General features: G+C 56.6%; 27 protein-coding genes. 8 read left to right on the forward strand and 19 right to left on the reverse strand.

Annotated elements, in window-relative coordinates:
- The 3 genes from nrfF to gltP all read left to right on the forward strand — a co-directional run.
- Window positions 1–934, forward strand: a 934-nt coding sequence (nrfF, locus tag OOJ59_RS24615; RefSeq protein WP_268063529.1) for a heme lyase NrfEFG subunit NrfF, incomplete at its 5' end; no start/stop codon positions are given.
- Window positions 931–1,551: a heme lyase NrfEFG subunit NrfG gene (nrfG, locus tag OOJ59_RS24620; RefSeq protein WP_137347417.1), complete on the forward strand. Its 621-nt coding sequence runs from the start codon at window positions 931–933 to the stop codon at window positions 1,549–1,551. The genes nrfF and nrfG, both read left to right, overlap by 4 nt.
- A gap of 345 nt (window positions 1,552–1,896) precedes the next feature.
- Window positions 1,897–3,207, forward strand: coding sequence for a glutamate/aspartate:proton symporter GltP (gltP, locus tag OOJ59_RS24625; RefSeq protein WP_160955729.1), 1,311 nt, complete (start codon window positions 1,897–1,899; stop codon window positions 3,205–3,207).
- Between the two features lie 104 nt (window positions 3,208–3,311).
- On the opposite strand, the gene yjcO is transcribed toward gltP, so the two are convergent.
- Window positions 3,312–4,001, reverse strand: a complete 690-nt coding sequence (gene yjcO / locus OOJ59_RS24630; RefSeq protein WP_038636323.1) for a Sel1 family TPR-like repeat protein YjcO — start codon at window positions 3,999–4,001, stop codon at window positions 3,312–3,314.
- Between the two features lie 90 nt (window positions 4,002–4,091).
- Window positions 4,092–6,239 carry a formate dehydrogenase subunit alpha gene (gene fdhF / locus OOJ59_RS24635; protein ID WP_079225655.1) on the reverse strand — a complete coding sequence of 716 codons (2,148 nt, stop codon included), beginning with the start codon at window positions 6,237–6,239 and terminating at the stop codon, window positions 4,092–4,094.
- Window positions 6,240–6,527: 288 nt separating this feature from the next.
- On the opposite strand from fdhF, the gene OOJ59_RS24640 reads away from it, so the two are divergent.
- Window positions 6,528–7,259 carry a response regulator transcription factor gene (locus OOJ59_RS24640; protein WP_160955728.1) on the forward strand — a complete coding sequence of 244 codons (732 nt, stop codon included), beginning with the start codon at window positions 6,528–6,530 and terminating at the stop codon, window positions 7,257–7,259.
- A 178-nt stretch (window positions 7,260–7,437) separates the two neighbouring features.
- Here the strand turns inward: OOJ59_RS24640 and OOJ59_RS24645 are convergent, their stop codons facing one another.
- From OOJ59_RS24645 to OOJ59_RS24670, 6 genes are all read right to left on the reverse strand, one after another.
- Window positions 7,438–8,442 carry a carbohydrate kinase family protein gene (locus OOJ59_RS24645; protein WP_087856527.1) on the reverse strand — a complete coding sequence of 335 codons (1,005 nt, stop codon included), beginning with the start codon at window positions 8,440–8,442 and terminating at the stop codon, window positions 7,438–7,440.
- Window positions 8,439–9,299 (reverse strand): ketose 1,6-bisphosphate aldolase, encoded by an 861-nt coding sequence (locus OOJ59_RS24650; protein WP_160955727.1) that lies wholly within the window; start codon window positions 9,297–9,299, stop codon window positions 8,439–8,441. Before OOJ59_RS24650 ends, OOJ59_RS24645 begins: the two co-directional genes overlap by 4 nt.
- A gap of 14 nt (window positions 9,300–9,313) precedes the next feature.
- Window positions 9,314–9,997: a D-lyxose/D-mannose isomerase gene (locus OOJ59_RS24655; protein WP_085049648.1), complete on the reverse strand. Its 684-nt coding sequence runs from the start codon at window positions 9,995–9,997 to the stop codon at window positions 9,314–9,316.
- 118 nt (window positions 9,998–10,115) lie between these two features.
- Window positions 10,116–11,057: an ABC transporter substrate-binding protein gene (locus tag OOJ59_RS24660; protein WP_042312943.1), complete on the reverse strand. Its 942-nt coding sequence runs from the start codon at window positions 11,055–11,057 to the stop codon at window positions 10,116–10,118.
- 88 nt (window positions 11,058–11,145) lie between these two features.
- Window positions 11,146–12,141, reverse strand: a complete 996-nt coding sequence (locus tag OOJ59_RS24665; RefSeq protein ID WP_038636347.1) for an ABC transporter permease subunit — start codon at window positions 12,139–12,141, stop codon at window positions 11,146–11,148.
- Window positions 12,134–13,657: a sugar ABC transporter ATP-binding protein gene (locus tag OOJ59_RS24670; protein WP_038636350.1), complete on the reverse strand. Its 1,524-nt coding sequence runs from the start codon at window positions 13,655–13,657 to the stop codon at window positions 12,134–12,136. Before OOJ59_RS24670 ends, OOJ59_RS24665 begins: the two co-directional genes overlap by 8 nt.
- 114 nt (window positions 13,658–13,771) lie before the next feature.
- Here OOJ59_RS24670 and OOJ59_RS24675 point away from each other — a divergent pair, with 114 nt between their 5' ends.
- From OOJ59_RS24675 to OOJ59_RS24690, 4 genes are all read left to right on the forward strand, one after another.
- Window positions 13,772–16,036 carry a hybrid sensor histidine kinase/response regulator gene (locus OOJ59_RS24675; RefSeq protein WP_160955726.1) on the forward strand — a complete coding sequence of 755 codons (2,265 nt, stop codon included), beginning with the start codon at window positions 13,772–13,774 and terminating at the stop codon, window positions 16,034–16,036.
- A gap of 69 nt (window positions 16,037–16,105) precedes the next feature.
- Entirely contained in the window at window positions 16,106–16,435 is a 330-nt protein-coding gene (yjdP, locus tag OOJ59_RS24680) for a DDRRRQL repeat protein YjdP (RefSeq protein ID WP_193157158.1), read from the forward strand.
- Between the two features lie 155 nt (window positions 16,436–16,590).
- Window positions 16,591–16,893 (forward strand): type II toxin-antitoxin system RelE/ParE family toxin, encoded by a 303-nt coding sequence (locus OOJ59_RS24685; protein ID WP_038636359.1) that lies wholly within the window; start codon window positions 16,591–16,593, stop codon window positions 16,891–16,893.
- Between the two features lie 20 nt (window positions 16,894–16,913).
- Window positions 16,914–17,255: a HigA family addiction module antitoxin gene (locus OOJ59_RS24690; RefSeq protein WP_038636361.1), complete on the forward strand. Its 342-nt coding sequence runs from the start codon at window positions 16,914–16,916 to the stop codon at window positions 17,253–17,255.
- A gap of 51 nt (window positions 17,256–17,306) precedes the next feature.
- On the opposite strand, the gene phnP is transcribed toward OOJ59_RS24690, so the two are convergent.
- From phnP to phnF, 11 genes are all read right to left on the reverse strand, one after another.
- On the reverse strand, window positions 17,307–18,065 hold the full coding sequence (gene phnP, locus OOJ59_RS24695) for a phosphonate metabolism protein PhnP (protein ID WP_160955725.1): 759 nt from the start codon (window positions 18,063–18,065) through the stop codon (window positions 17,307–17,309).
- Between the two features lie 8 nt (window positions 18,066–18,073).
- Complete coding sequence (gene phnO, locus OOJ59_RS24700) at window positions 18,074–18,508, reverse strand: aminoalkylphosphonate N-acetyltransferase (protein ID WP_038636367.1); 435 nt, start codon at window positions 18,506–18,508, stop codon at window positions 18,074–18,076.
- The gene (gene phnN, locus OOJ59_RS24705) at window positions 18,495–19,049 is read right to left on the reverse strand and encodes a ribose 1,5-bisphosphokinase (protein WP_038636371.1); all 555 of its coding nucleotides are present in this window, start codon (window positions 19,047–19,049) and stop codon (window positions 18,495–18,497) included. The genes phnO and phnN overlap by 14 nt, the downstream gene beginning before the upstream one ends.
- Window positions 19,050–19,051: 2 nt before the next feature.
- The gene (gene phnM / locus OOJ59_RS24710) at window positions 19,052–20,188 is read right to left on the reverse strand and encodes an alpha-D-ribose 1-methylphosphonate 5-triphosphate diphosphatase (protein WP_160955724.1); all 1,137 of its coding nucleotides are present in this window, start codon (window positions 20,186–20,188) and stop codon (window positions 19,052–19,054) included.
- Window positions 20,185–20,865, reverse strand: a complete 681-nt coding sequence (phnL, locus tag OOJ59_RS24715) for a phosphonate C-P lyase system protein PhnL (protein WP_069325130.1) — start codon at window positions 20,863–20,865, stop codon at window positions 20,185–20,187. Before phnL ends, phnM begins: the two co-directional genes overlap by 4 nt.
- Window positions 20,866–20,972: 107 nt before the next feature.
- Window positions 20,973–21,731 carry a phosphonate C-P lyase system protein PhnK gene (gene phnK / locus OOJ59_RS24720; protein WP_038636380.1) on the reverse strand — a complete coding sequence of 253 codons (759 nt, stop codon included), beginning with the start codon at window positions 21,729–21,731 and terminating at the stop codon, window positions 20,973–20,975.
- Window positions 21,728–22,519 carry an alpha-D-ribose 1-methylphosphonate 5-phosphate C-P-lyase PhnJ gene (gene phnJ, locus OOJ59_RS24725; RefSeq protein ID WP_230592289.1) on the reverse strand — a complete coding sequence of 264 codons (792 nt, stop codon included), beginning with the start codon at window positions 22,517–22,519 and terminating at the stop codon, window positions 21,728–21,730. Before phnJ ends, phnK begins: the two co-directional genes overlap by 4 nt.
- Window positions 22,520–22,565: 46 nt before the next feature.
- Window positions 22,566–23,633: a carbon-phosphorus lyase complex subunit PhnI gene (locus tag OOJ59_RS24730; protein WP_160955723.1), complete on the reverse strand. Its 1,068-nt coding sequence runs from the start codon at window positions 23,631–23,633 to the stop codon at window positions 22,566–22,568.
- Window positions 23,633–24,217 (reverse strand): phosphonate C-P lyase system protein PhnH, encoded by a 585-nt coding sequence (gene phnH, locus OOJ59_RS24735; protein WP_160955722.1) that lies wholly within the window; start codon window positions 24,215–24,217, stop codon window positions 23,633–23,635. Before phnH ends, OOJ59_RS24730 begins: the two co-directional genes overlap by 1 nt.
- The gene (gene phnG, locus OOJ59_RS24740) at window positions 24,214–24,666 is read right to left on the reverse strand and encodes a phosphonate C-P lyase system protein PhnG (RefSeq protein ID WP_160955721.1); all 453 of its coding nucleotides are present in this window, start codon (window positions 24,664–24,666) and stop codon (window positions 24,214–24,216) included. The genes phnH and phnG overlap by 4 nt, the downstream gene beginning before the upstream one ends.
- A complete protein-coding gene (gene phnF / locus OOJ59_RS24745) occupies window positions 24,667–25,392 on the reverse strand; it encodes a phosphonate metabolism transcriptional regulator PhnF (RefSeq protein ID WP_121529854.1) in 726 nt (241 codons plus the stop codon).
- Window positions 25,393–25,411 lie beyond the last annotated feature (19 nt).

The raw sequence follows: 25,411 nt of genomic DNA on the forward strand, positions 1-25,411 counted from the left end.
TCATCAGGCGCGGAACTCATCAAGGCGCGGGAATAAAATCCCATTCAGACGCCGGATAGATTCAAGCAAGCCAACTTGTCGTCAAAATCGGTGTTGCAAAAACGGGAGTGACCATAGATTCCGTTTTGAGCGTCTCGACCTGGAAGCCAAAGGCAACTACACCAGTGAAAAAGCGCTGATCACGTTGTGGCAAAATGAGCAGCGTATCGGTAGCCTGCAGCCCGAAAGGCGCTTCTATGCCGCGCGTCGTCAACAGATGATGGAGCCGGGTATCCGCTGGAATCTGATGCATGACTGGTACGCGGTGATGGGCGAAAAAACCGGACCGGACCGTTACGCCATGCGCTTATACGTGCAGACTGGCGTGCGCTGGATTTGGGGAGGAGGATTGTTGATGGTGTTTGGCGCGCTGCTGAGCGCATGGCGAGGGAGGAAGTATCCTGAGTTATTGCCTGATGGCGCTGCGCTTATCAGGCCTACGAGTGAAAAGCAGGGTAGGCCGGATAAGGCGTTCAAGCCGCCATCCGGCAGAACGATGTTACTTGTGGCTTTACTGATTTTTCTCCCTTTTGCCACCCATGCCCAGGTGGTGGACACATGGACGTTTGCCAACCCGCAGCAGCAGGAGAAAGCGCTGTCTATTGCCAGTCAGTTGCGCTGTCCGCAGTGTCAGAACCAGAACTTGCTGGAATCCAATGCGCCCGTGGCAGTCAGTATGCGCCATCAGGTTTACAGCATGGTTGCTGAAGGTAAAGGCGAAGCGGAAATCACCGCCTGGATGACCGAGCGTTACGGTGATTTCGTGCGCTACAACCCGCCGTTGAATGAGCAAACGCTGCTGTTGTGGGCGCTGCCGTGCCTGCTGTTATTGCTGGTGGGCGTGGTGGTCTGGCAGGTGAGGAAGCGTCAGCACGCAGAAGAGGATGAGCAATGAGCCAGGCCGAACATTCCACTGCGCCGTTACGTCCCATGCCCGTGAAGCGGCTGGCTGCTGCGGTGGTGCTGATGGTGATGGCCTGCATCGGCGGTTACCTGTTAACGCCAAAATGGCAGGCGGCACGTCAGGAGCAGGCGCGTCTGGCAGACCCCTTACATGCTTTTTCTGATGAAAATATTCAGGAAAAACAGCTATTTTCTCTGCAATCGCAAATTCGTGCGAATCCGCAGGACGCAGTGAAATGGGCGCAACTGGGTGAGTACTATCTGTGGCAAAACGCGTATCATAATGCGCTGCTGGCCTACGAGCAGGCGCTGCGTATACGCGGTGAAAACGCCGAAATCTATTCCGCGCTGGCGACGGTGCTGTACTATCAGGCCGGGCAACATATGACGCCGCCCACCCGCGAGATGATTGATAAGGCTCTGGCGCTGGACCCGACAGAGGTCACTGCGCTGATGCTGTTAGCTTCCGATGCGTTTATGCAGGCAGACTACGCTCAGGCTATCTCAGTGTGGCAAAAGGTTATGGATTTAAACTCGCCGAGGGTGAATCGGGCACAGCTCATTGACTCTATTAATATGGCGAAGTTGTTGCAGAATCGGCAAAAATAAATTTGTTTTATTTGTGATTTGTATCATTTTGCCTGTTTAAAAAACAGGCAAACGAACAAGCGAGCAAAAAAAACTCATGCCCTGACTTCTTCATTTTTTGAACATATTAAAATTCTTTTATAACAAAAAGTTATTCATCATTATCCCGATAAAATTGCATTTTTATGCAAATAATCAGCGAAAGGCCCTGTTCTCAGAGGGTTGCGCTGAATGCCATGCAGATGATAATGATAATAAGCGTTAAAAAACTCCATAAACGAACGCAACACAAATCATACCTTTTCAGTATGTACTATTCCCACACGCTGCATGTGGAATAGCGCTTCATCGAGGAAGTCCGTTGTTATGAAAAATTTGAAAGTCAGCCTGGCATGGCAGATTCTAATCGCTATGGTGCTGGGCATTCTGCTAGGGAGTTACCTGCATTACCATAGTGACAGCCGTGAATGGCTGATTGTAAACCTGCTGTCTCCGGCGGGCGATATCTTTATCCACCTGATCAAAATGATCGTCGTGCCGATTGTCATCTCTACGTTGATTGTCGGCATAGCCGGGGTGGGCGATGCCAAACAGCTGGGCCGTATTGGCGCCAAAACGATTATCTATTTCGAAGTGATCACCACCGTGGCGATTATCCTTGGTATCACGCTGGCGAATGTGTTCCAGCCCGGTACCGGGGTTGATATGTCGCAGCTGGCAACCGTCGATATTTCGAAATATCAGAGCACCACCGCAGAAGTACAGAGCCACGCGCATGGCCTGATGGGCACGATTTTGTCACTGGTGCCGACCAACATCGTCGCGTCGATGGCAAAAGGCGACATGCTGCCGATTATCTTCTTCTCGGTACTGTTCGGTTTAGGTCTGTCTTCTCTGCCGGCAACTCACCGCGAGCCGCTGGTTACCGTGTTCCGCTCGATCTCCGAAACCATGTTTAAAGTGACGCACATGGTGATGCGTTACGCGCCAGTCGGGGTTTTTGCGTTGATCGCCGTTACCGTTGCGAACTTCGGTTTTGCCTCCCTGTGGCCGCTGGCGAAGCTGGTGCTGTTGGTGCATTTCGCCATCCTGTTCTTCGCGCTGGTGGTGCTGGGGATCGTCGCGCGCATCTGCGGTTTGAGCATCTGGATCCTGATCCGCATTCTGAAAGACGAGCTGATTCTGGCCTACTCGACCGCCAGTTCTGAGAGCGTGCTGCCGCGTATTATTGAGAAGATGGAAGCCTACGGCGCGCCGGCGTCAATCACCAGCTTTGTGGTGCCGACCGGTTATTCATTCAACCTTGATGGCTCAACGCTGTACCAGAGTATCGCCGCTATCTTTATTGCTCAACTGTACGGTATCGATCTGTCGCTGTGGCAGGAAATCGTGCTGGTGCTGACGCTGATGGTGACCTCAAAAGGGATTGCGGGCGTGCCGGGCGTATCGTTTGTGGTGCTGTTGGCAACGCTCGGCAGTGTGGGGATCCCGCTGGAAGGTCTGGCGTTTATCGCCGGTGTCGACCGTATCCTCGATATGGCGCGTACTGCGCTGAACGTGGTGGGTAATGCGCTGGCCGTGCTGGTTATCGCCAAGTGGGAACACAAATTTGACCGCAAGAAAGCGCTGGCCTATGAGCGCGACGTGCTGGGCAAATTTGATAAGACTGCCTTGTAGGCCGGATAAGGCAACGCCGCCATCCGGCAACCTGCTCCGGGTTGCCTGATGGCGCTACGCTTATCAGGCCTACAACGACTACGTTCATCCGGCAATGCAAACCATTAGCCGTTGGCTAACTTATCAAACTCTTCGCAGCCGGTATCGAATCCTTCCATACAGCTCAAATTCAACCAGTGCAGCGCTTTCTGTTTATTCTTCTCGATAAAACCCTGCTCGCCGTTTAAGAACATCATCCCGGCCCAGTATTCGGAATACCCGGTGCGGGAAATGGCTGAACTACGCTTGAAATACCACGTCGCTTTCTCATCGTCAGCAGGAATACCGACGCCGTTGGCGTAAATCAGTCCGAGCAGCATTTGCGCGTCGACGGCGGAGTCATTTTCCAGATCCTCGGAGGCGTTTTGCAGCAAGGTAATGGCTTTGGGGTAATCGGTGCGGCCTGCCTGGGTGTTCACCAGAATACGCGCCAGCGTAATTTCCCCCGCCTTACTGCCCGCCTGCGTCGCTTTTTCCGCCAGCGTTTTGGCCTGAGGGTAATCCAGACTGACCGGATTGGTTATCTTAATTTGCGCCAGCAAAGCATATGCATCCGCATCACCGTTGTCGGCAGCTTTTTGCGCCCAGTATTCGGCTTTGCTTAAATCGCCTGAACTGAACCAGGTATCGGCGAGAAAATACTGCGCGCGTCGGTCACCTGCCTCTGCTGCCTGTAGATACTGGCTTCCGGGTTCAGTATCACTGGCATGGGCAAAGAATGTCACGAAGAACATCAATGCAAGAAGTTGTTTCATTTTGAGTTTTATTTAGGGTACGGAGTAGACAGTATAAAGAGATCGCGTGCATAAAAAAACGGCCTCCGAATGGAGGCCGTAGGCTCAGGCTTAACCCATCGCGCTTTCGCGCAGGCTGGCTTTCAGCTTGGTGTACTCATCAATAACATACTGTTCGGCAGCGCGCTGATCGGCAATGCGTTCAACGTTAACGGCACAGTATTTATACTCCGGCGTTTTGGTAATCGGGCTTAAGTTCTCGGTTACCAGTTCATTACATGCCCCAATCCACCACTGGTAGGTCATGTAAATCGCGCCTTTGTTTGGACGATCGCTGACTGCCGCGCGGGTAATAACCCGGCCTTTACGTGAGTTAACCCACACCAGATCTTCATCCTGAATACCGAGACGCTCTGCGTCAGCGGTGTTGATCTGGGCATAGCCCGGCTCATCCGCCAGCGCGGCCAGCGCCGCACAGTTACCGGTCATCGAACGGCAAGAGTAGTGGCCGACTTCACGCACCGTCGACAGTACCATCGGGTACTCTGGGGTGAGTTTGTCGATTGGCGCTACCCAGTCGCAGGTGAAGAACTGCGCCAGGCCGTTCGGGGTGTCAAACTTCTCTTTGAAGAGGTAAGACGTACCCTGGTCGGCATCTGAGGTGTCGCGGCAAGGCCACTGGATATAACCCAGTTCGCCCATTTTCTCGTAAGTGGCGCCGTAGAAATCCGGGCACAGATGACGCAACTCGTCCCAGATTTCCTGGGTGTTGTTGTAGTGCATCGGGTAGCCCATACGGGTGGCGATTTCACTGATAATCTGCCAGTCCGTTTTCAGATCCCACTTCGGCTCAACGGCTTTAAAGAAGCGCTGGAAGCCACGGTCCGCCGCAGAGAAGACGCCTTCATGCTCGCCCCATGACGTAGACGGTAAAATAACGTCTGCGGCAGCGGCGGTTTTGGTCATGAAGATATCCTGCACGATGACCAGTTCCAGATCCTCAAAGCCTTTGCGCACTGCGGAGAGCTCAGCATCGGTCTGTAATGGATCTTCACCCATAATGTACGCCGCGCGCACTTCGCCATGCGCCGCACGGTGCGGCAGTTCGCTGATGCGATAGCCGGTATGCGCAGGCAGGCTTTCCACGCCCCAGGCTTTAGCGAATTTCTCGCGGTTTTCCGGGAATTTCACGTACTGATAGCCCGGATAGGTATCCGGCAGCGCGCCCATGTCGCATGCGCCCTGAACGTTGTTCTGGCCACGAACCGGGTTAACGCCCACGCTTGGCTTACCGAGGTTACCGGTCAGCATCGCGAGGCTGGTCAGTGAACGCACGGTTTCCACACCCTGATAGAACTGGGTTACACCCATGCCCCACAGAATTGCCGCGCTTTTCGCCGTGGCGTACATACGTGCAGCCTGACGAATATCGTGCGCGCTAACGCCCGTGATATCTTCGACGGACTCCGGCGTATAGCCTTCGACAATCTTGCTGTACTCTTCGAATCCTTCCGTACGGGAGGCGACGAACGCCTGGTCGTACAGTTTTTCTTCGATGATGACATGCCCCATGGCGTTGAGCAGCGCGATGTTCGAGCCGTTTTTCAACGCGATGTGCATGTCGGCAATACGCGCGGTTTCAATTTTGCGCGGATCGCAGACGATAATTTTCGCCCCGTTACGTTTAGCGTTAATCACGTGATTCGCCACGATCGGGTGGGAATCCGCCGGGTTATACCCGAAGATGAACACTAAATCCGTGTTATCAATTTCATTGATAGCATTACTCATTGCGCCGTTACCGACCGATTGGTGCAGACCTGCAACCGAAGGGCCGTGTCAGACGCGAGCGCAGCAGTCGACGTTATTGGTACCAATAACGGCGCGCGCGAATTTTTGCATTACATAGTTGGTTTCGTTACCTGTACCGCGAGATGAACCGGTCGTCTGAATAGCGTCCGGGCCGTACTTCGCTTTGATGGCGCTCAGGCGATCGGCGACGTAATTCAGCGCTTCATCCCAGGAAACAGATTCCAGTTTGCCGCCACGCTGGCGACGGATCATTGGGGTTTTCAGACGAGGGGTCAGGATCTGGGTATCATTAATAAAATCCCAGCCATAGTAGCCCTTCAGACACAGGGTACCCTGGTTGGTTTTCCCCTGCGCCGCCTCAGCCCGGACGATTTTGCCGTTATCGACCACCAGGTTGATTTTGCAACCTGATGCGCAATATGGGCAAACCGTGACGACTTTTTTCATCGGTCTCGCTCCAGTTAATCAAATCGCGCATACGCGCTTGTCGCTTTGCTTATGCATCTTTTATGCCATGTTTTTTTCAGGGGCATTAGTCGATATTACGGGCGATTTTTGGTCAAAACTCTGACGAAAAACAGGCTGTCGTCATATTTGACGTGACGAATCTCCAATACGTGACGGTCCGGCAGTGTGACCGAGGTTATGTTTCCCGCATATCCTTGTGCCTTATCGCTGTCACTCTGTGCAGAATCAATCACACTCATTTAAGTTGGCCAGAAATGGGGAAAAACAATGAAGCCAGCAATACTGGTTGTGGATGATGACGAGGCTGTCTGCACGCTATTACAGGACGTGCTGAGCGAGCACGTCTTTGCAGTGAGCGCGTGCCATAGCGGACAGGAGGCGCTGCGCTGCATTGAGACTCAGCCGGATATCGCTCTGGTATTGCTGGACATGATGTTGCCCGATATCAACGGTCTGATGGTGTTGCAGCAGGTGCAAAAGATGAGGCCCGGATTACCGGTAGTCATGCTGACGGGCTTAGGCAGCGAGTCGGATGTAGTGGTCGGACTGGAAATGGGCGCTGACGACTATATTGGGAAACCGTTCAATGCGCGGGTGCTGGTGGCGCGGGTAAAGGCGGTGCTCAGACGCGTGGGCGTGTTAACGGCAGAAAGCGGCAGTCCGCAAACCACGGGGCTTTCCTTTAATGGCTGGCATCTGGATACCGCCGGTTGTCAGTTACATAATCCTCAGCAACTGAAGGTGGAACTGACTCAGGGTGAGTACAGCCTGCTGCTGGCGCTGGCGCAAAACGCTCGTCGGGTGCTCAGCCGCGAGCAATTGCTGGAACTGACGCGCAGCGACAGCGTTGAGGTATTTGACCGCACCATTGATGTGTTAATCATGCGGCTGCGGCGCAAAATAGAGAACAACCCGCACCAGCCAATGCTGATCAAAACCCTGCGCGGGCTGGGCTATGTGTTTGCCGCCGATGTGCAGCATCACGATAAGGCGGCGTGAGCGTGCGCAGTTGCCCGATGCGGCGTAAACGCCTTATCCAGCCTACAAAAGCGATAACAACGCCGTAGGCCTGATAAGCGCAGCGCATCAGGCATCAGCAGTTGCCGGATGCGGCGTAAACGCCTTATCCGGCCTACAAAAGCGATAACGGCCCCGTAGGCCAGATAAGCGCAGCGCATCAGGCATCAGCCATAGTCGCTTTTAACTCTGCCAGCGTTTTCGCGCCATCTATCGCGTTGGCGCACAGCAGGCTTGCGCGCGCACAGGCGTGTGCCAGTCTGATGCTGTCTGCCAGCGACCAGCGCTCATGACAGCCATACAAAAATCCGGCGCAAAACGCATCTCCTGCGCCGACGCTGCCGACAATCTCTTCTTGCGCCAGTAACTGTGACGGTATCCAGATGCCGGCTCGATCCGGTTCTTCACCCCAGGCGCCTTCCGGACAGTGAATCACCACCCGCTGGCGCACGCCTGCATCCAGCAGTTCGCGCGCGGCGGTAGCGATATGGGGAATATGCAGCTCGCCGTTGGGCTGGCGAATCTCCAGCCCGCTGAACTCTCCGGCCTCCAGCTCGTTAATCACCAGATAGTCGAGATGGCGCAGGGCCGGCATCACCAGAGGCTGGTAGCGCGGGTCGCCCTTACGCGACACCAGATCCAGGGACGTTTCAAAGCCGTTGTCGCGCATTTGCGCCAGCAGCCGTGCGCTACGCGTCCCGTACTCCTCATCCGGCATGTCCAGACTGTCGAGCAGCAGCAGATAGCCAAGATGGAAGATTTTCATCGAGGTATCCAGTTGCTCAAAGGCGGGTAAGTCCAGTAGTCGATTGGCGCCGGGCGAGTGAAAAAAGGTTCGCTGCCCGCTGGGGTCGGTCATCACCTGCGACATCGACGTGGGGGCGAATGTGGTGCGCTGCACATGCTGGCGATTAACGTGATACTGCTCCAGCATCGCCATGATGTAGTCGCCGTCGCTGTCCTGACCGATTAACCCCACCGCCTGCAGCGGCAATCCGGTGTGCATTTTCGCCAGCGTCAGCAGCACGTTCAGCGGCGCACCACCCGTGGCGCGTTCGCTTCGAGTGATTTCCGCCAGCCAGCCGCGTTCCGGCCATTGCACAATTTGATGGACATGATCGACCAGCATGTTGCCTGCGGCGATAACGCCTTTGCGTTCCATCAGACCTGCCCCGCGCTGCCAAAAATGCGCATTTGTTCTGAAACGGTATCGGTAATGGCCTCTTCAATAGCCAGCAGCAGTTCGGCAAACTCGTCGTACAGCGGCTGGCGATTGGCCATCCGTGACTCTACCGCTGTCAGCGCTGCCTGCGACATGCCGGTGTAGAAGTTGATTTTGTGAATACCGAGTTCAATTGCGCGCTTGAAATCGTCATTGCTGATGCCGGAGCCGCCGTGCAGTACCAGCGGGATCGCCGCCTGCTGGCGAATAGCGTCCAGACGCGGGAAGTCGAGTTCCGGTTCGCCTTTATATTTGCCGTGCGCATTGCCAATGGCGACCGCCAGCGCGTCAATTCCGGTTCTGTCGACGAAATCACGCGCCATCATCGGGTCGGTAAACAACGATTCGTCAGCATGACCGTACAGCGCGCCGCCTTCATCGCCACCCACTGCGCCCAGTTCGGCTTCCACCGAGACGCCGATGGCGTGGCACATCTTCACCACTTCGCGGGTCTGGCGGATATTTTCTTCATACTCCAGCGTGGAGCCATCGAACATCACTGAACTGAAACCTAAGCGTAGCGCCCGCACCACTGACTCAAAGTGCAGGCCGTGGTCAAGGTTCAGCACCACCGGAATGTCGTGCCTGGCGGCTTCAAATTTGACCGCTTCGACCAGAGAATCCAGCGAGATATATTTAAAATGTACTTCGGCGATGTTGATAATGAACGGCGAACGTTCCTGTTTAGCCGCGGCAAACAGGGCGCGCAGGAAATGCGAGTCCAGAACGTTAAATGCGCCTAAAGCATAGCGGTGCTCACGGGCATGGGCGAGGCCATCGGCGAGAGATATCAACGGCATAATGCGCTCCTTGGTTAGCGGAACAGGCGATACTCGTTACACAGCACCAGCTGCGCCGGTTCATCTTCTTCAATGTCGTTATAACGGGTGATAGGTTGCAGAAAATGGTTATCGTGGTCGTCGTCATTAACAGATGAGACCTCGCCAACCAGCACGTCGCCAAAACCTTTTTCCGCCCAGAAGCTGTGATACAGGCCCGGCGGCAGGCAGATGCTCTCCCCCGGCGTCAGGCGTAGTTGGCTGCCCGCGGCATGGGTTTGCCGACAGCCATCAATCACCACGTTCACGTCGCTGTCCTCTGTTTGCTCCCGGAGCCCCGCATTCCACAGTTCCACAATTAAATTACCGCCGCCACGATTGATAATGTCTTCGCGTTTGCGCCAGTGAAAATGCATCGGCGTGACCTGCGCCTCGCGAACATGCATGATTTTCTCGGCGTAGCATTTCTCGTAAGGCATACCTTTCGGCGAGCCATTACGCAGGGTGAACAGCGTTAACCCTTGCGCGGCGAAATTGTTGCCGCCAAATGCGGTGACATCCCAACCGAGCTTAAGGTCGAAAACTTCGCTCCAGGCAGAGGCATCAAGCTTGCGCCATTGGGTCGGCGGGAAACTGGCGAAAGGGGGGAGGTGCACATCGTGCAGAGAAAAAAACTGGCGCGTGTGGCCAAGGATTTCGTTTATTGCGGAGCGTTTCATCGCAGAATTCTCCTTAGAATAATGCCGGATGGCGCTGCGCTTCTCCGGCCTACAAATTGATACCGATCTTGTAGGCCGGAGAAGGCATTTTGCCGCTATCCGGCGTTGCTGTGGCGGGTTATTTCACCGTCCAACCTTTATAATTGGCAACGTTGTTTTTATCGATCATTGTTACCGGGATCAGCACGGGCTCTTTTGGGGCGGGTTTCCCCTGCAGTATGTCATAGCCGATTTCGACCGCTTTGGCAGCCATCACCTGCGGATCTTGTGCTGGCGTCGCCACAAATAATGAGTTTTCGCGCTTCAGCGCCTCTTCACCGTCTGGCGATCCGTCGACGCCGACAATAAAGAATTCGTTACGCTGCGCCTGTTTTGCCGCCAGATCGGCACCGATCGCCGTGGGATCGTTAATGGCGAATACACCGTCGATCTTCGGATTTGCCGCCAGCAGCGCGGTCATGATCTCCAGCCCGCCCTCGCGGCTTCCTTTGGCGTTTTGGTTATACGACAGCACTTTGATGTCCGGATGGCGTTTGAACTCGGTCTGGCAACCTTCCACACGGTTCTGGACGGCGGAAACCGGCGGTCCGTTGATGATGACGACGTTGCCTTTCCCTTTCAGACGGTCGGTAATGTATTTGCAGGCCATTTCACCCGCCTGAGTGTTATCGGAGGTGATGGTCGCGTCTGCGCCTTCCGCCGCCACGTCAACGGCCACCACCACAATCCCGGCGTCTTTCGCGCGTTTTACCGCCGGACCGATGCCTTTGGAGTCCGCGGCGTTAAGGATGATCATGTCGACTTTGGCGGCAATAAAGTTGTCGATCTGCGACACCTGTTGCCCGAGATCGTAGCCGCTGGAGACCAGCGTCACTTTGACGCTATCACCCGCCAGCTTTCGTGCTTCCAGCTCCGCGCCTTTGGTTATTTGCACGAAGAATGGGTTCGCCAGGTCGCCCACCGTAACGCCGATCGATTTCAGTTCTTTTGCCTGCACAAACGGAGCTGCAGCAAGCAGTGCGCCAGCACAGAGCGCGGTCACTAATGGCTTCAAACGCATACTCGTTTCCTCACGTAGGGTATTGTTGTTATACGCCTGATGGCGCTGCGCTTATCAGGCCTGCGAAGGGGTAGGCCAGTAAGCTTGTCTATGCACTTTGATGATGTCGGGTACGGTATTTGTCGATCAGCACCGCTATGATGATCACCGCCCCTTTGATCACCAGTTGCCAGAAATAGGAGACGCCCATCAGCGTCATGCCGTTGTTGAGCGTAGCGATGATCAGCGCCCCCACCAGCGTGCCGGTGATGGTGCCGATCCCGCCGACAAAGCTGGTGCCGCCGAGGATCACCGCCGCGATGGCGTCCAGCTCGTAACCCATACCTAAGTTGCCGTTGGCGCTGTACAGCCGCGAGGCGCTCATCACCCCGCCCAGACCTGAAAGCAAACCGCTGATGCCGTAGACGAACAGCAGCACCAGCCATACTTTGATCCCGGTTAAGCGTGCGGCCTGCATGTTGCCGCCGACCGCGTAGATATGAACGCCGAGCGTGGTGCGGCGCAGAATAAACCAGCACACCACCACCACCGCCAGCGCAATGACTACCAGCCACGGAACCGGGCCGAGATAGTTGTTGCCGATCCATTCAAAACTGATGTTGGAGTTAATCACCGTGGTGCCATCGGCCAACAGATAGGCCGCGCCGCGCAGCGCAGTATAGGTTCCAAGCGTGACGATAAACGGCGGAAGCCCGGCAAAAGCCACCAGCGCACCGTTAAACAGCCCCAGCACCAGGCCGAGCATCAGCGCCGCCGGAATCGACAGCATGGCAAACTCAGGAATAAGAGAAACGACCATCGCCGCAACGGCGGTGGTGCCGAGAATCGAGCCAACTGAGAGATCGATCCCGCCGGTCAAAATGATGAAGGTCATGCCAGCCGCCAGCACGATGTTGATCGAGGCCTGGCGGGTAATATTCAGCAGGTTGCTTTCGGTGAAAAAGTTGGGCGCGATAAAGCCAAATACCGCCACAATCAGGATCAAAATCGGCAAGATACCGACTGTTTGCATCAGATCGCTCATCAGCATCTTTTTTGCGGTGGTGGATTTCGCCACCTGCTGGGGAGTGGTTGGATTATTCATGGGACACCGCCTGATGATGGGAGTCGTTCACGCCGGTCGCCAGCGTCATAATATTTTCCTGGGTAATACTCTGTCCGTTCAGCTCGCCGGCAATGCTGCCTTCGCGCATGACGTACACGCGATCGCTCATGCCAACGACTTCCGGCAATTCGCTGGAGATCATCAGGATCGCCACGCCTTTGCGCGCCATGTCGTTCATGATCCGGTAGATCTCGCTTTTCGCGCCAACGTCTACCCCGCGCGTGGGTTCATCGAGGATCAAAATGCGTGGGCCGATCGCCACCCAGCGCGAGATCAACAATTTTTGCTGATTACCGCCGGACAGCCCACCTGCGCGTACCTGCGCGTGCGGAACGCGAATGTTGAGCAGTTTGATAGCGTCATCGGAAATGGCCTGCGCCTTTTTACGATCGAGCATGCCCCAGTTGGCATCGCGCTCCAGCGTCGCCATCGTGATGTTCTCTGCTGCCGCCAGTTCTAAAAACAGCCCCTGTTCTTTGCGGTTCTCGGTCAGAAAGCCGATGCCGTGATCAATCGCCTCGCGCGGGGAGTGGATCACCACCGGTTCACCGTCTACTTCAATCATGCCGCCGACGGCTTTACGCACGCCAAAAATCAGTTGCGCCAGTTCGGAGCGCCCGGCGCCAACTAACCCGGCGAGGCCGACGATCTCCCCGGAGCGCACCAACAAGCTGCACGGCTGGACTTTATGACCGTCGGTCAGGTGGTGGACGTTGAGGCGCGCTTTACCTAAGGGAATATCGCGCTCTTTGTTGAACAGATCGCTTAGCGGACGGCCCACCATCATGCGCACCAGTTCAGGGGCGTTGAGCTTGTCGCGGGTCAGGCTACCGACGTATTGCCCGTCGCGCAGGACGCTGACGCGATCGGAAAGTTCGTACACTTCGGCCATGCGGTGGCTGATGTAAATAATCGCCATCCCTTCATCGCGCAGGCGCATGATCAGTTCGAACAGGCGGTGGGTTTCACGTGAGGAGAGGGCGGCGGTGGGTTCATCCATCACCAGAATGCGGCTGTTACGGTGCAGAGCGCGGGCGATTTCCACCTGCTGCTGTTCGGCGATGGTCAACGTCATCACGCGATCGCTGGCCTTAAACTGGGCGCCGAGTCGGTCGATGACTTTCTGCGACTGCAGCACCATCTCTTTACGCTGGACCAGACCGCCGCGCGACAGCTCGCTGCCAAGAAAGATATTTTCCGCTACCGTCAGGTTGGGCGCCAACTGCATCTCCTGGTAAATCAGCGTGATGCCCGCGCTGAGCGCATCTTTTGGCCCACGAATATGGAACGGCTGGCCATCAATCAGGATCTCGCCGCTGGTGGCGGTGTAGGCGCCCGCGAGGATTTTCATCAGCGTGCTTTTCCCCGCGCCATTCTCGCCCATCAGGGCATGAATCTCACCCGGCCAGACGGTTAAATCGACCCCTTTCAGCGCGTAAAATTTGCCAAACGCTTTGGCAATGTTGCGCATCTCCAGAACCGGTGTCCTGCTCATAGCGGATCTCCTGTGGGGTGGCCGATATCAGCAGTCCATCACAGGAATGTAAATGCAAAATGTCAGAAGCCGTTCATATTTGTCATATTGCGATTTTTCTTCACGGAGCGTGATATGCCGCAACCGGGACGTCACTTTTTCGCCAGTGCGCGCGGACGATTACTGTTCTTCAATCTGCTGGTGGTGGCGGTCACGCTGATGGTGAGCGGCGTGGCGGTGCTGGGGTTTCAGCATGCCAGTCAAATTCAGGAGCAGGTACAGCAGCAAACCGTTGATGACATGACCGGCAGCATGAACCTGGCGCGTGATACGGCGAACGTAGCAACGGCGGCGGTGCGACTGTCGCAGGTGGTCGGCGCGCTGGAATACAAAGGCGAAGCGGAGCGGTTGCAGGAGACCCAGCGGGCGCTGAAGCATTCGCTGCAACAACTGGCTGGCGCCCCGCTGGCGCAGCAGGAGCCGGTGCTGGTCGAGCGCATTATCCAGCGCAGCAATGAGTTACAAAGCAGTGTGGAAGGTATGTTGCAGCGCGGACAGCGGCGGCATCTGGAACGTAACGCGCTGCTCAGTTCGCTGTATCAGAATCAAAGCTATTTGCGCCATCTGCAAACGCTTACCGGCGCGCAGGATGACATGCTGCTGGGGCAAATAGACCGCTTGATCGTTGCCGCCATTGAGACTCCCACGCCGCGATCGGTAGTGAAACAACTCGACAGCGTGATGAGCGCGCTGCCTTTACATCACTCCAGCCCGTTGATAAGCAGAATCCTCAACGATTTCAATCAGGAACTGCATAAGCTGGAGCCGCTTTCTTCCGCGCTGGAGCAGAGCGATCTGGCGATCAACTGGTATATGTTTCATATCAAAGCGCTGGTGGCGATCCTTAATAGCGATATCAATCAATATGCCTCGCAGGTGGCGATGATTTCTGAGCAGCGGGTGGCGCAAAGCCATCAGGAACTGCAATCCGGCGCGTTGTTTATTATGGTGTTTGCGTTGCTGGCCGTAGTGATTACCGGTTTTGCCGGTTGGTATATCTATCGCAACCTCGGCTCTAACCTGACGGCAATTTCGCAGGCGATGACCCGGCTGGCGCACGGTGAATCGGACGTCAGCGTTCCGGCCCTGCAACGGCGCGATGAGCTGGGCGAACTGGCCCGCGCTTTTAGTGTCTTTGCCCGTAACACCGCTTCGCTGGAGCACACCACCCGATTACTTAAAGAAAAAACCAGCCAAATGGAAATCGACCGCACCGAGCGCCAGGAACTGGAAGAGGCACTGCTGCACAGCCAAAAGCTGAAGGCGGTGGGGCAACTGACGGGCGGATTAGCGCATGATTTCAATAACCTGCTGGCGGTGATTATTGGCAGTCTGGATCTGGTGAACCCAGACTCACCCGATGCGCCGCGGGTCAATCGGGCGCTTAAAGCCGCCGAGCGCGGGGCGCTACTTACCCAGCGGCTACTGGCCTTTTCGCGCAAGCAATCTTTGCATCCCCACGCGGTGGAGCTGAAAACGCTGCTGGAAAACCTGGGCGAACTGATGCGTCATTCGCTCCCGGCCACGCTGACGCTGGAGATTGAAGCCCAGTCTCCCGCCTGGCCCGCGTGGATTGACGTCAGCCAACTGGAAAATGCCATTATCAATCTGGTGATGAACGCCCGTGACGCCATGGACGGGCAGGCGGGCACGATTAAAATCCGTACCTGGAACCAGCGGGTCACGCGCAGCGATGGGCGTAAGCAGGATATGGTGATGTTGGAGGTCGCCGACCAAGGCTGCGGGATGTCGCAGGAGGTGAAAGCTCAGGTCTTTGAACCGTTTTTCACCACCAAACAGACCGGCAGCGGCAGCGGGCTGGGGTTATCAATGGTCTACGGCTTTGTACGTCAGTCCGGTGGACGTGTGGAGATTGAAAGCGCTCCCGGGCAGGGAACGACGGTCAGGTTGCAGCTTCCTCGCGCCGTAGTGCCGGTACAGGCTGAGGCAGAACCGATAGCGGAACACGCGGCTAATAGTGGCGAAAAACTGGTGCTGGTGCTTGAGGACGAGGCTGATGTGCGCCAGACGTTGTGTGAGCAATTACACCTGCTGGGCTACCTGACATTAGAAGCCGCCAACGGGGAACAGGCGATGCATATGCTGGCGGCTTCATCCGAGATTGATATTTTTATCAGCGACGTCATGCTGCCCGGTGGTTTAAGCGGCGTGGATGTGGTTAATCATGCCCAGGCACATTATCCGCAGCTGAATATCCTGCTGATGAGCGGTCAGGATTTGCGTCCGGCCCATAACCCGGCGCTGCCGGATGTGGCGTTATTGCGTAAACCCTTTACCCGCACAGAACTGGCGCAAGCGCTGCGGCATTCGCGTAATTGAGATTCCTCCGCTACCCGCGCAAATTCGCTTTGATTACCGTGGGGCGAGTTTCTCGATGAGGCTGGTTTTATGCAACGCTCCGCGACATTCATACTTTTCTCTCTACTGATGATGACCACCGTTTCGGCGCAGGCGGATATTATCGATGATGCCATCGGCAATATTCAGCAGGCGATTAACGACGCATACAAACCGGACAACGGGCGGGATTATGATGACGCTCGTGATGAAAGCTGGCAGCGTCAGATGAGTGACGATCGGCGCAGGCAGTATGATAATCGCCGTCGCCAGTTTGAAGACCGACGTCGCCAACTGGATGACCGTCAGCGTCAGCTTGATCAGGAACGACGTCAGTTAGAAGACGAAGAACGCAGAATGGAAGAGGATTACGATCGTTAGCATCTAACTCCCCAATATGCGTGATAATTTTACTTCTGGTATGAAAGTTACCATTGAGCCCAACACACCAACTTAATGTTAATCAATGCACTTGAGCACAGTGCGTCTATGCACTACAATCTCTTTATGCTTATGCAAAAGGTGTTGGCAATGGAATGTCTAAATCATTAAATATCAGAAATTTTCGGGATACATGGCTTGAAGATTTTTTTGAGCGGGCAACACCGCACAGAAAAATACCCGCGGATATTCACACCGCATTAGCCAGAAAGCTGGATATCATCAATGCGGCGGTTTCGCATCGGGATTTGCGCTCGCCGCCTGGGAATAGATATGAAGAGTTAACCGGAAAGTTACAGGAATATTCTTCAATAAGAGTAAATAAGCAGTACCGATTAATATTTAAATGGGTTAACGGTAAGGCTGAAGATGTGTACTTAGACCCACACATCTACTAGAAAAAATGTAAGGTAACGATATGAAACAGGCAACCAGAAAACCAACTACTGTGGGTGATGTCCTGCAATATGAATACCTGGAGCCGCTCGATCTGAAAATTAACGATCTAGCTGAAATACTGCATGTTCACCGCAATACGGTGAGCGCGCTGGTCAATAATAATCGCAAATTAACAACGGATATGGCATTTCGCCTGGCGAAAGCGTTTGATACCTCCGTTGATTTCTGGCGTAACCTACAGTCGGCGGTTGACCTGTGGGAAGTTGAAAATGATATGCGGGCGCAAGAAGAACTGAACCGTATTATGTCTGTTAAAGATTTTGTCGCGCAGCGAAATGTCGCCACTAAGAAAGTCGCCTGATAGGCTGCTTATAGGCCGGAGCGGGTGTTTCACAGCGTCCGGCAAATCTCGCTAATCCAGCACAATCTCCATCCCGTCATATCCTGCTTCGATGCCTGTCGGCAGCGGATTTTCCATCAGCCACAGATCAAACTGATGGCTGATATGCGTCAGGATAACCCTTGGACAGCGGATAACCTCGTTCAGCGCGATGACGGTATTGAGATCGCAATGATTGCGCGGCGGTTCGGCGCGCGGGGCATGGCTGCAGTCGATGATAATCACCTGCGGTGGGTTATTGTGGAGAACCTTCAGCGTCTTATCGGGAAGCCCGGCGGTGTCGGAGAGCCACGCCACCCGGCAGTGCGCGGTCTCGAACAGATAGCCAAACGTCAGCTTTGAATGGTTGAGCGGCAGCGGCGTCACCTGCAACCCTTGCAGGTCAAATACCACGAACGGCGCAACGGTATGGCTAAAATCGAGAATACCGGGATGCTTAAACAGATCGTCGCAACCCTGCTCATCCGGTGGGCCGTACACCGGGATGCTCGCCCCCACGCCCCAGCGCAACGGAAACAGTCCTTGCACATGATCCATATGATAGTGGGTCAGCAGAAACTGCTGAAAGCTGCCCGCTGGCCAGTCGTCCATCAGATGCGGGATCCCCGCGTCCAGCAGGGTTACCGCATGATTGAATTTGACCACCCCGCTACAGGGGCGTCGACGGTATTGCGCCTGTGAGCGCGCCCGCTGACAGGCCGCGCAGTCGCAGCCAAATGCCGGCACCAGCTGCGCGCCGCCGGTTCCCGTCAGCGTAATGGTCAGACTCATGACTCCCCCTACAACGGTTTGGTGAAGCGAAAATGGCTCTGGGTATAGCCTTCGCGCTGGTAGAAACGGTGCGCGTTAAGGCGTTGGGTGCTGGTGGAAAGCTCGGTCATTTCTGCGCCTGCTTCACGCGCGGTGGCTTCGGCCCAGGCCAGTAGCTGACTGCCTACCGTTAATCCTCGCGCCTGTGGCATCACCACCAGTTCCTGAATCTCGCCAATCCAGTTGGCGTGGTGCAGATGAAACTGCAGGTGCAGACCGATCAAGCCGACGACTTCTCCGTCGAGCAGCGCCAATTGGTAGTGCATATTAGGATCTTGCAGATTCGCGGCGTATCCGGCGCTAAAGGTCTGGCGATCGAATTGTCCCTGCTTGAGTTCACAGATAAGCGCGTAAACCGCATCGGTATCGTAGAGCGTGGCGCGGCGTAATTCACAGACAGACATGTTTCTTCTCCTTGCGTCCCATCAGGGCGAGCAGTGTATCGACAGACTGTAGCAAACTGCCATCATTGTTGAGGACGTGGCAGTCATACGGTGCGTAGCGTGCCGCGCGTTCAAGGCGGGCGGCGATTTCCGTTTCACTCTCCCGCCCACGCGCCTGCAGACGCTGCCGTAGAATCGCTGGGGAAACCTGTAAGCAAATAGGAAGTAACGACGCGCCATAACGAGCCTGCGCTTGGGGCAGATGGGCGCGCGATCCGTTGACCACCACATCAAAACCGGCGTGCAGCCAGAGGTCAATCTCCACGCCCACGCCGTAGTAGAAGCCGTTTGCATGCCAGCTCAGCGCCAGCAGATTCTGCCCGGCGCGGGTAAAAAATTCTTGTTCACTCAGCGCAATATGATTTTCATTCCCGGCGTTAGCGGCACGGGTGATGTATCGATGCGCCACCAGCAGTTGCGCGGGTTCCTGCAGGCGGAGTTCCGCCAGCAGACTGTCCTTACCAGAGCCGGATGGCCCCATCAGCCAGATCAGTTTCCCCATAGTCAGAATACCCTTTTGCCCTGACGCCAGACGTGGTCGATATGGATGTTGCCGCCTTTGCGATGTGCCAGCACCAGATCCGCCCGTTTACCTTCGGCAACAACGCCGCGATCGTCGAGATTCAATGCCCGCGCCGGATTGCGGGTCACCAGACGAATCGCCTGCGGCAGTGTAAAGCGGTTGGCGTCGTCATCCGCTACGCGAAATGCCGCGTCGAGCAGGCTGGCGGGGTAGTAATCGGAGGAGAGAATATCCAGTAACCCCAGCTCAGCCAGCTTATGCGCCGCCACATTGCCGGAATGAGACCCTCCGCGCACGATGTTTGGCGCGCCCATCAGCACGTTCATTCCGTGCTGGCGCGAGGCTTCAGCCGCCGCGAAAGTGGTAGGAAATTCGGCGATTACGCTGCCAAGTTGGTGCGATTCCAGCACATGTTCGCTGGTGGCATCGTCATGGCTCGCCAGCGCGAGATTACGTTCGCGGCAAAGCTGGGCGATGGCGTTACGATTGGGCTGCGACCAGCGTGCGGCGAGGGCCAACTGTTCTTCTTCATAGCGGGCCATCTGCTCATCGGTGAGCGAATATTTGCCCTGATAATACTCGCGGTATTTTTCTCGATTGGCGAACTGGCGCTGGCCCGGCGAATGATCCATCAGTGAAACCAGCGTCACCGGCTCGCGCCCGACCAGTTTTTCAAACAGCGGCAGGGTGGTGTGGTGCGGCAGTTCGCAGCGCAGATGCAGGCGGTGTTCGGCGCGATTGACCCCGCGTTTTTGCGTCTCTTCCACGGCGTTGATCATCTTCTCCAGATTTTCCAGCCGATCGCCGCCGTCGCGCACGTCGCCAATCGCCACCGCGTCCAGCACGGTAGTAATGCCGCTGGCGACCATTAGCGCGTCATGGCTGCTCATCGCCGAGTGGGCAGGCCAGTCGACCTTCGGGCGCGGGGTGAAGAATTTATCCAGATTATCGGTATGCAGCTCAATCAACCCTGGCAGCAGCCAGCCGCCTTCGCCGTCTAAAGCCTCCGGCAGACGGCTCTGGGTTTCGGCAAAGGCGCGGATAACCCCGCCCGCAATTTCCAGCGATCCTTGCACCACTTCATCTTCCAGAACCAGCTTTACATTGTTGATAATCATGCTGTTGTTCCCATCAGGTGCAGACGGTCCGCTACGCGGTCGCGCACGGTTTGATCGTGAAAAATACCGACAATGGCTGCGCCGCGGGCTTTCGCCTCTTCAATCAACGCCACCACGGCAGCGCTGTTTTTGGCGTCCAATGAGGCGGTCGGCTCATCGAGCAGCAGAATAGGGTAATCGACGATAAACCCACGGGCGATGTTGACGCGCTGCTGTTCGCCACCGGAAAAGGTCGATGGCGCCAGGTGCCACAGGCGTTCCGGTACGTTGAGACGCGTTAACAGGCTGGCGGCTTTCGCGGCGCATTCTTCACGGGATACGCCGAGATCCAGCAGCGGCTGCATCACCACATCCAGGGCGCAGACACGGGGGATCACGCGCAGGAACTGGCTCACCCAGCCGATGGTTGAACGGCGAACTTCCAGCACTTTGCGCGCCGGGGCCTGCACCAGATCGACCCATTCATCGCTGTGGCGAATGTGGATGTGCCCTTCATCCGGCAGGTAGTTGGCGTACAGCGAACGCAGCAACGTGGATTTACCGCTGCCCGAATGACCGTGCAGCACCACGCATTCGCCGCTTTTCACTGCCAGAGTGGCGTTTTGCAGCACTGGCAGACGTACGCCGTTTTGCTGGTGGAGCACGAAGGTTTTACTGACATTTTCAACGCGAATCATTTTTGCCTCGAGATTTTTTGCCGGATGGCGGCTGCGCCTTATCCGGCCTACAAAAGTGCGATCCAGGTAGGCCCGATAAGCGCAGCGCCATCGGGCACAACAAAAAATCAGTTCTGCAATACGGACGACACCAGCAGCTGGGTATACGGATGATGTGGATCGTCGAGCACGCGGTCGGTTAACCCACTTTCCACTACCTGACCCTGCTTCATCACCAGCAAACGGTCCGCCAGCAGACGCGCCACGCCCAGATCGTGGGTGACAATCACCACCGCCAGATCCAGTTCCACCACCAGGCCGCGCAGCAGATCCAGCAGTTTGGCCTGTACCGATACGTCCAGCCCGCCGGTGGGTTCATCCATAAACACCAGCTTCGGGTGGGTGACGAGGTTACGGGCGATCTGCAGGCGTTGCTGCATGCCGCCGGAGAAGGTGGTCGGCAGGTCGTCGATACGTGAGGCGGGGATCTCCACCTCCTCCAGCCAACGCTGCGCGGTGGCGCGAATGTCGCCATAGTGGCGCGCGCCGGTGGCCATCAGGCGTTCGCCGATATTGCCGCCTGCGGAAACCTGACGGCGCAGGCCATCCAGCGGATGCTGATGCACCACGCCCCACTCGGTGCGCAGCAGACGGCGGCGGTCGGCCTCGTTCATGTCGTACAACGAACGGTTCTGATACAAAATTTCACCGTTCTGTGGCGTCAGACGTGAAGAGATTGATTTCAGCAGAGTGGTTTTGCCGGAACCGGACTCGCCGACGATACCCAGCACTTCGCCAGGCCACAGGTCAAACGAGACGTCGCTGAAGCCTTTGCCCGGCGCGTAGAGATGAGTCAGGTTGTTGACTGAAAGCAGCGGTTGCGTCATTTGCTGAGAGCCTCGCTCTGTTGGCGGCAGTAGTCGGTGTCGGAACAGACAAACATGCGTTTGCCGGTGTCATCGAGCACCACTTCATCGAGATAGCTGTGGGTAGAGCCGCAGATGGCGCAAGGCTCATCCCAGCTCTGCACGGTAAACGGGTGATCGTCGAAATCGAGGCTCTCTACGCGGGTGTATGGTGGCACGGCATAGATGCGCTTTTCGCGACCTGCGCCAAACAGTTGCAGGGCCGGCATCATGTCCATCTTCGGATTGTCGAATTTCGGGATGGGCGACGGGTCCATGACGTAGCGGTTATTGACCTTCACCGGATAGGCGTAGGTCGTGGCGATATGGCCGAAGCGGGCGATATCTTCATACAGTTTCACCTGCATGATGCCGTACTCTTCCAGCGCGTGCATGGTGCGGGTTTCCGTTTCGCGCGGTTCAATAAAGCGCAGCGGCTCAGGGATTGGCACCTGGAAAATGATTATCTGATCTTCCACCAAGGGTGTTTCCGGGATGCGGTGGCGGGTCTGGATCAGCGTGGCGTCTTCGGTACGTTCCGTCGTCGCCACGCCCGTCACGCGTTTGAAGAAATTGCGGATCGACACGGCGTTGGTGGTGTCGTCCGCGCCCTGGTCAATCACCTTCAGCACGTCCGGTTCGCCAATCACGCTGGCGGTAAGCTGAATGCCGCCCGTGCCCCAGCCGTAGGGCATCGGCATTTCGCGTCCGCCGAACGGCACCTGATAGCCGGGGATGGCTACCGCTTTTAAAATGGCGCGGCGGATCATGCGTTTGGTCTGTTCATCAAGATACGCAAAGTTGTAGCCGGAGAGGTTAGCGGTCACGGGCGGCCTCCTGTTGCAGGCGTTTGAGCAGTTCCAGTTCGGCCTGGAAATCGACGTAATGGGGGAGCTTGAGGTGCGATACAAAACCCGCCGCCTCGACGTTATCCGCATGTGCCAGCACGAACTCTTCGTCCTGCGCCGGTCCCGTGACCGTTTCATCGTATTCGGCCGCCTGTAAGGCACGGTCCACCAGCGCCATCGCCATCGCTTTACGTTCGCTCATGCCGAACACCAGCCCGTAGCCGCGGGTAAAATGGGGAGATTCGTTCTCTGGCGCGACAAAGCCGTTGACCATTTCACACTCCGTCATCAGCAGTTCGCCGACGTTCACCGCAAATCCCAGCTCTTCCGGTACGGTTTCCAGCGCGACGTAGCCGCTGCGGATCTCGGCGGCAAACGGGTGGTTGCGTCCGTAACCGCGTTGGGTGGAGTAGGCCAGTGCCAACAGATAGCCCTCGTCGCCGCGCATCAGCTGTTGCAGGCGTGAGGCACGCGAGCACGGGTAAACCGGCGGCGTGCGAGTGATATCATCGGGTGCGTCGCCGTTATCTTCTTCGCGTTTTGCCAGCCCCTGGTTTGCCAGCAGGGAAAAGACGTGCGGGGAGGCATCCTGCGTGTTATCCACGCAGCGCAGCGGCGGCGTTTCACCATTGGCCAGCAGGGTAAAATCCAGCAGGCGATGGGTGTAATCGTAGGTTGGACCTAACAGTTGCCCGCCGGGAATGTCCTTGTAGACCGCGGAGATTCGGCGTTCAAGGCGCATTTCCGCACTGTTTATCGGTTCGCTGACTGCCACCTTTGCCAACGTCGTGCGATAGGCGCGCAGCAAAAAGATGGCTTCGACGTTATCGCCGCTGGCCTGCTTTAGCGCCAGCGCCGCCAGTTCGCGGTCGGCGATGCCGCCTTCGGTCATCACCCGGTCGACCGCCAGGTTCATCTGCTGTTCGATTTGCGCGACGCTCAGTTCGGCAATGGTCTCCTCGCCCCGGCGTCGGTTTTCCTGCAGAGCGTGGGCGTTGGCTATCGCCTTTTCGCCCCCTTTGACGGCGACGTACATCAGCACACCTCCACATGAGTCGTTCGCGGAATAGCCAGCAGGCGTTCGCCGCAGGTGAGGATCAGATCGACCCCCAGCGGGAACGGATGCGGGCGTTCGGTGAGTTCGTGAATCAGGCATTCCGGCAGCTGCGGCGCGATCATGCGTTCCTCGGCGATACCGGCGCCGGTCAGACGCAGCATGCGTCCGCCGCTTAAGCCAGAGATTTGCACAATCAGCGTGGCGCTGGTCTCTGGCGCGACGGCGGAACCGGCGGAGAGGGCGTTTAGCTGTTCGCTGCTGATGCGTTCGTCGGCGACGGCAAAAGCCGCCAGCTGCGGCTGATTCACCAGCGGCGCGTTGGTATGAAAACGCAGATTCTGCCGGGCAATATCGTTATCCATCGACGGCGCCAGCCAGACCGGCGTGTCGCCATCAACCAGCGTCAGCAGCACGCTGGTGGTTGCCAGGCCCAGCGGCTGCCAGCCATGTTTCAGTTGATGCAGGGCGACGATCACGCCCGGTTCACTCATGGCTTTCAGCAGGCGACGAAAGCTCTGCTGCGCATCCTGAACGGGTAAATTAAAAGCGGTTTGTAAGGTCATGCGTTATCTCCGCGTACCAGCGTGAAGAAGTCGACCCGGCTGGCGTTGACTTCGGCACGGCGTGCGCTAATCAGCGCATCGCGTTCCGCTTCCAGCGGGACAATCAAGGTTTCCATTAAGCTTTGGAAATGCGTTTGTTCCTGCAGCAGGGCGTCAATTACCGCGCACTGCTCGGCATGGTGTTTGTTACGTCCCAGCAGGTAGCTGTAACCCAGCGTGCCGCTCGTCAGGCGCACCACCGCGCGGGTGAGCGTGGTGTCGCCAGCAAAGAAGCGATTGCCGGTACCGCCCATGCGGGCCTGGATTTGCATCAGTCCGCATTCCGGTGCGCGGATAAGTTCATAGTCCGGCGTCAGTTTGAGCGCGTTGATGCGGGCGTTCAGCGCATCGGCATTGCTGTAAGCCAGCGCGCGCATCCAGCGCTGGCGGGTGGCGGTATCGAAATGCATTCAGTGCTCCATAGTGAATTCGATCATGTCGGCGCGGGTCAGGCTGACGGAGTATTCCGCCGCCTGCTCTTCGCCTTCACGGTGGTTCAGGGTGCGCACGCACAGCAGCGGCGCCATGTTGGGGATTTCCAGCACCTTGCTCTCTTTGGCCTGGGCCCGGCGGGCGCTGATGCGTGTTTGCGTGCGCAGGAGCGTCAGACCGGACTGTTCGCGTAAGTAGTCATGCAGCGAACCGCTGGTAAAGCCCTGCATAAGCGGCCACAGCGTGAGGTCGGAAAAATAGTGGTCGATTTGGCACAGGGCGATGCCGTTAACCCGGCGCAGAGTACGCAGGTGAATAACGTTGTCGCCTTCGTTAATGCTGAGCGCATCGGCAATATGGCTGGAGGCCGGGCGCAGCACCGCCAGCAGTTTTTCGCTGGTGGGGTGGCTACCCTGGTCCAGCAGGTTCTGACTGAAACGCGCCTGGGCATTGAGCGGGTAATCAAACGGGCGCATCAGCACCAGCACGCCGACGCCCTGGCGACGTTGAACCCAACCGCGCTCAACCAACTGGTCAATGGCGCGGCGCAGGGTATGGCGATTCACCTCGTAGCGCGCGGCAAGCTGCTGCTCGGCGGGCAGATAGTCCCCGCAGCGATAATGTTGACGAAGCTCCTGCTCAAGTCTCGCGGCAATTTCCTGATAACGCGTTGGATAACTGGTCGGATGTGTAGACAAGTGCATAGCAATCAATGCCTCGTTA

The sequence above is a fragment of the Citrobacter sp. W9 genome, assembly GCF_026719375.1.
Lineage (GTDB): Bacteria > Pseudomonadota > Gammaproteobacteria > Enterobacterales > Enterobacteriaceae > Citrobacter > Citrobacter werkmanii.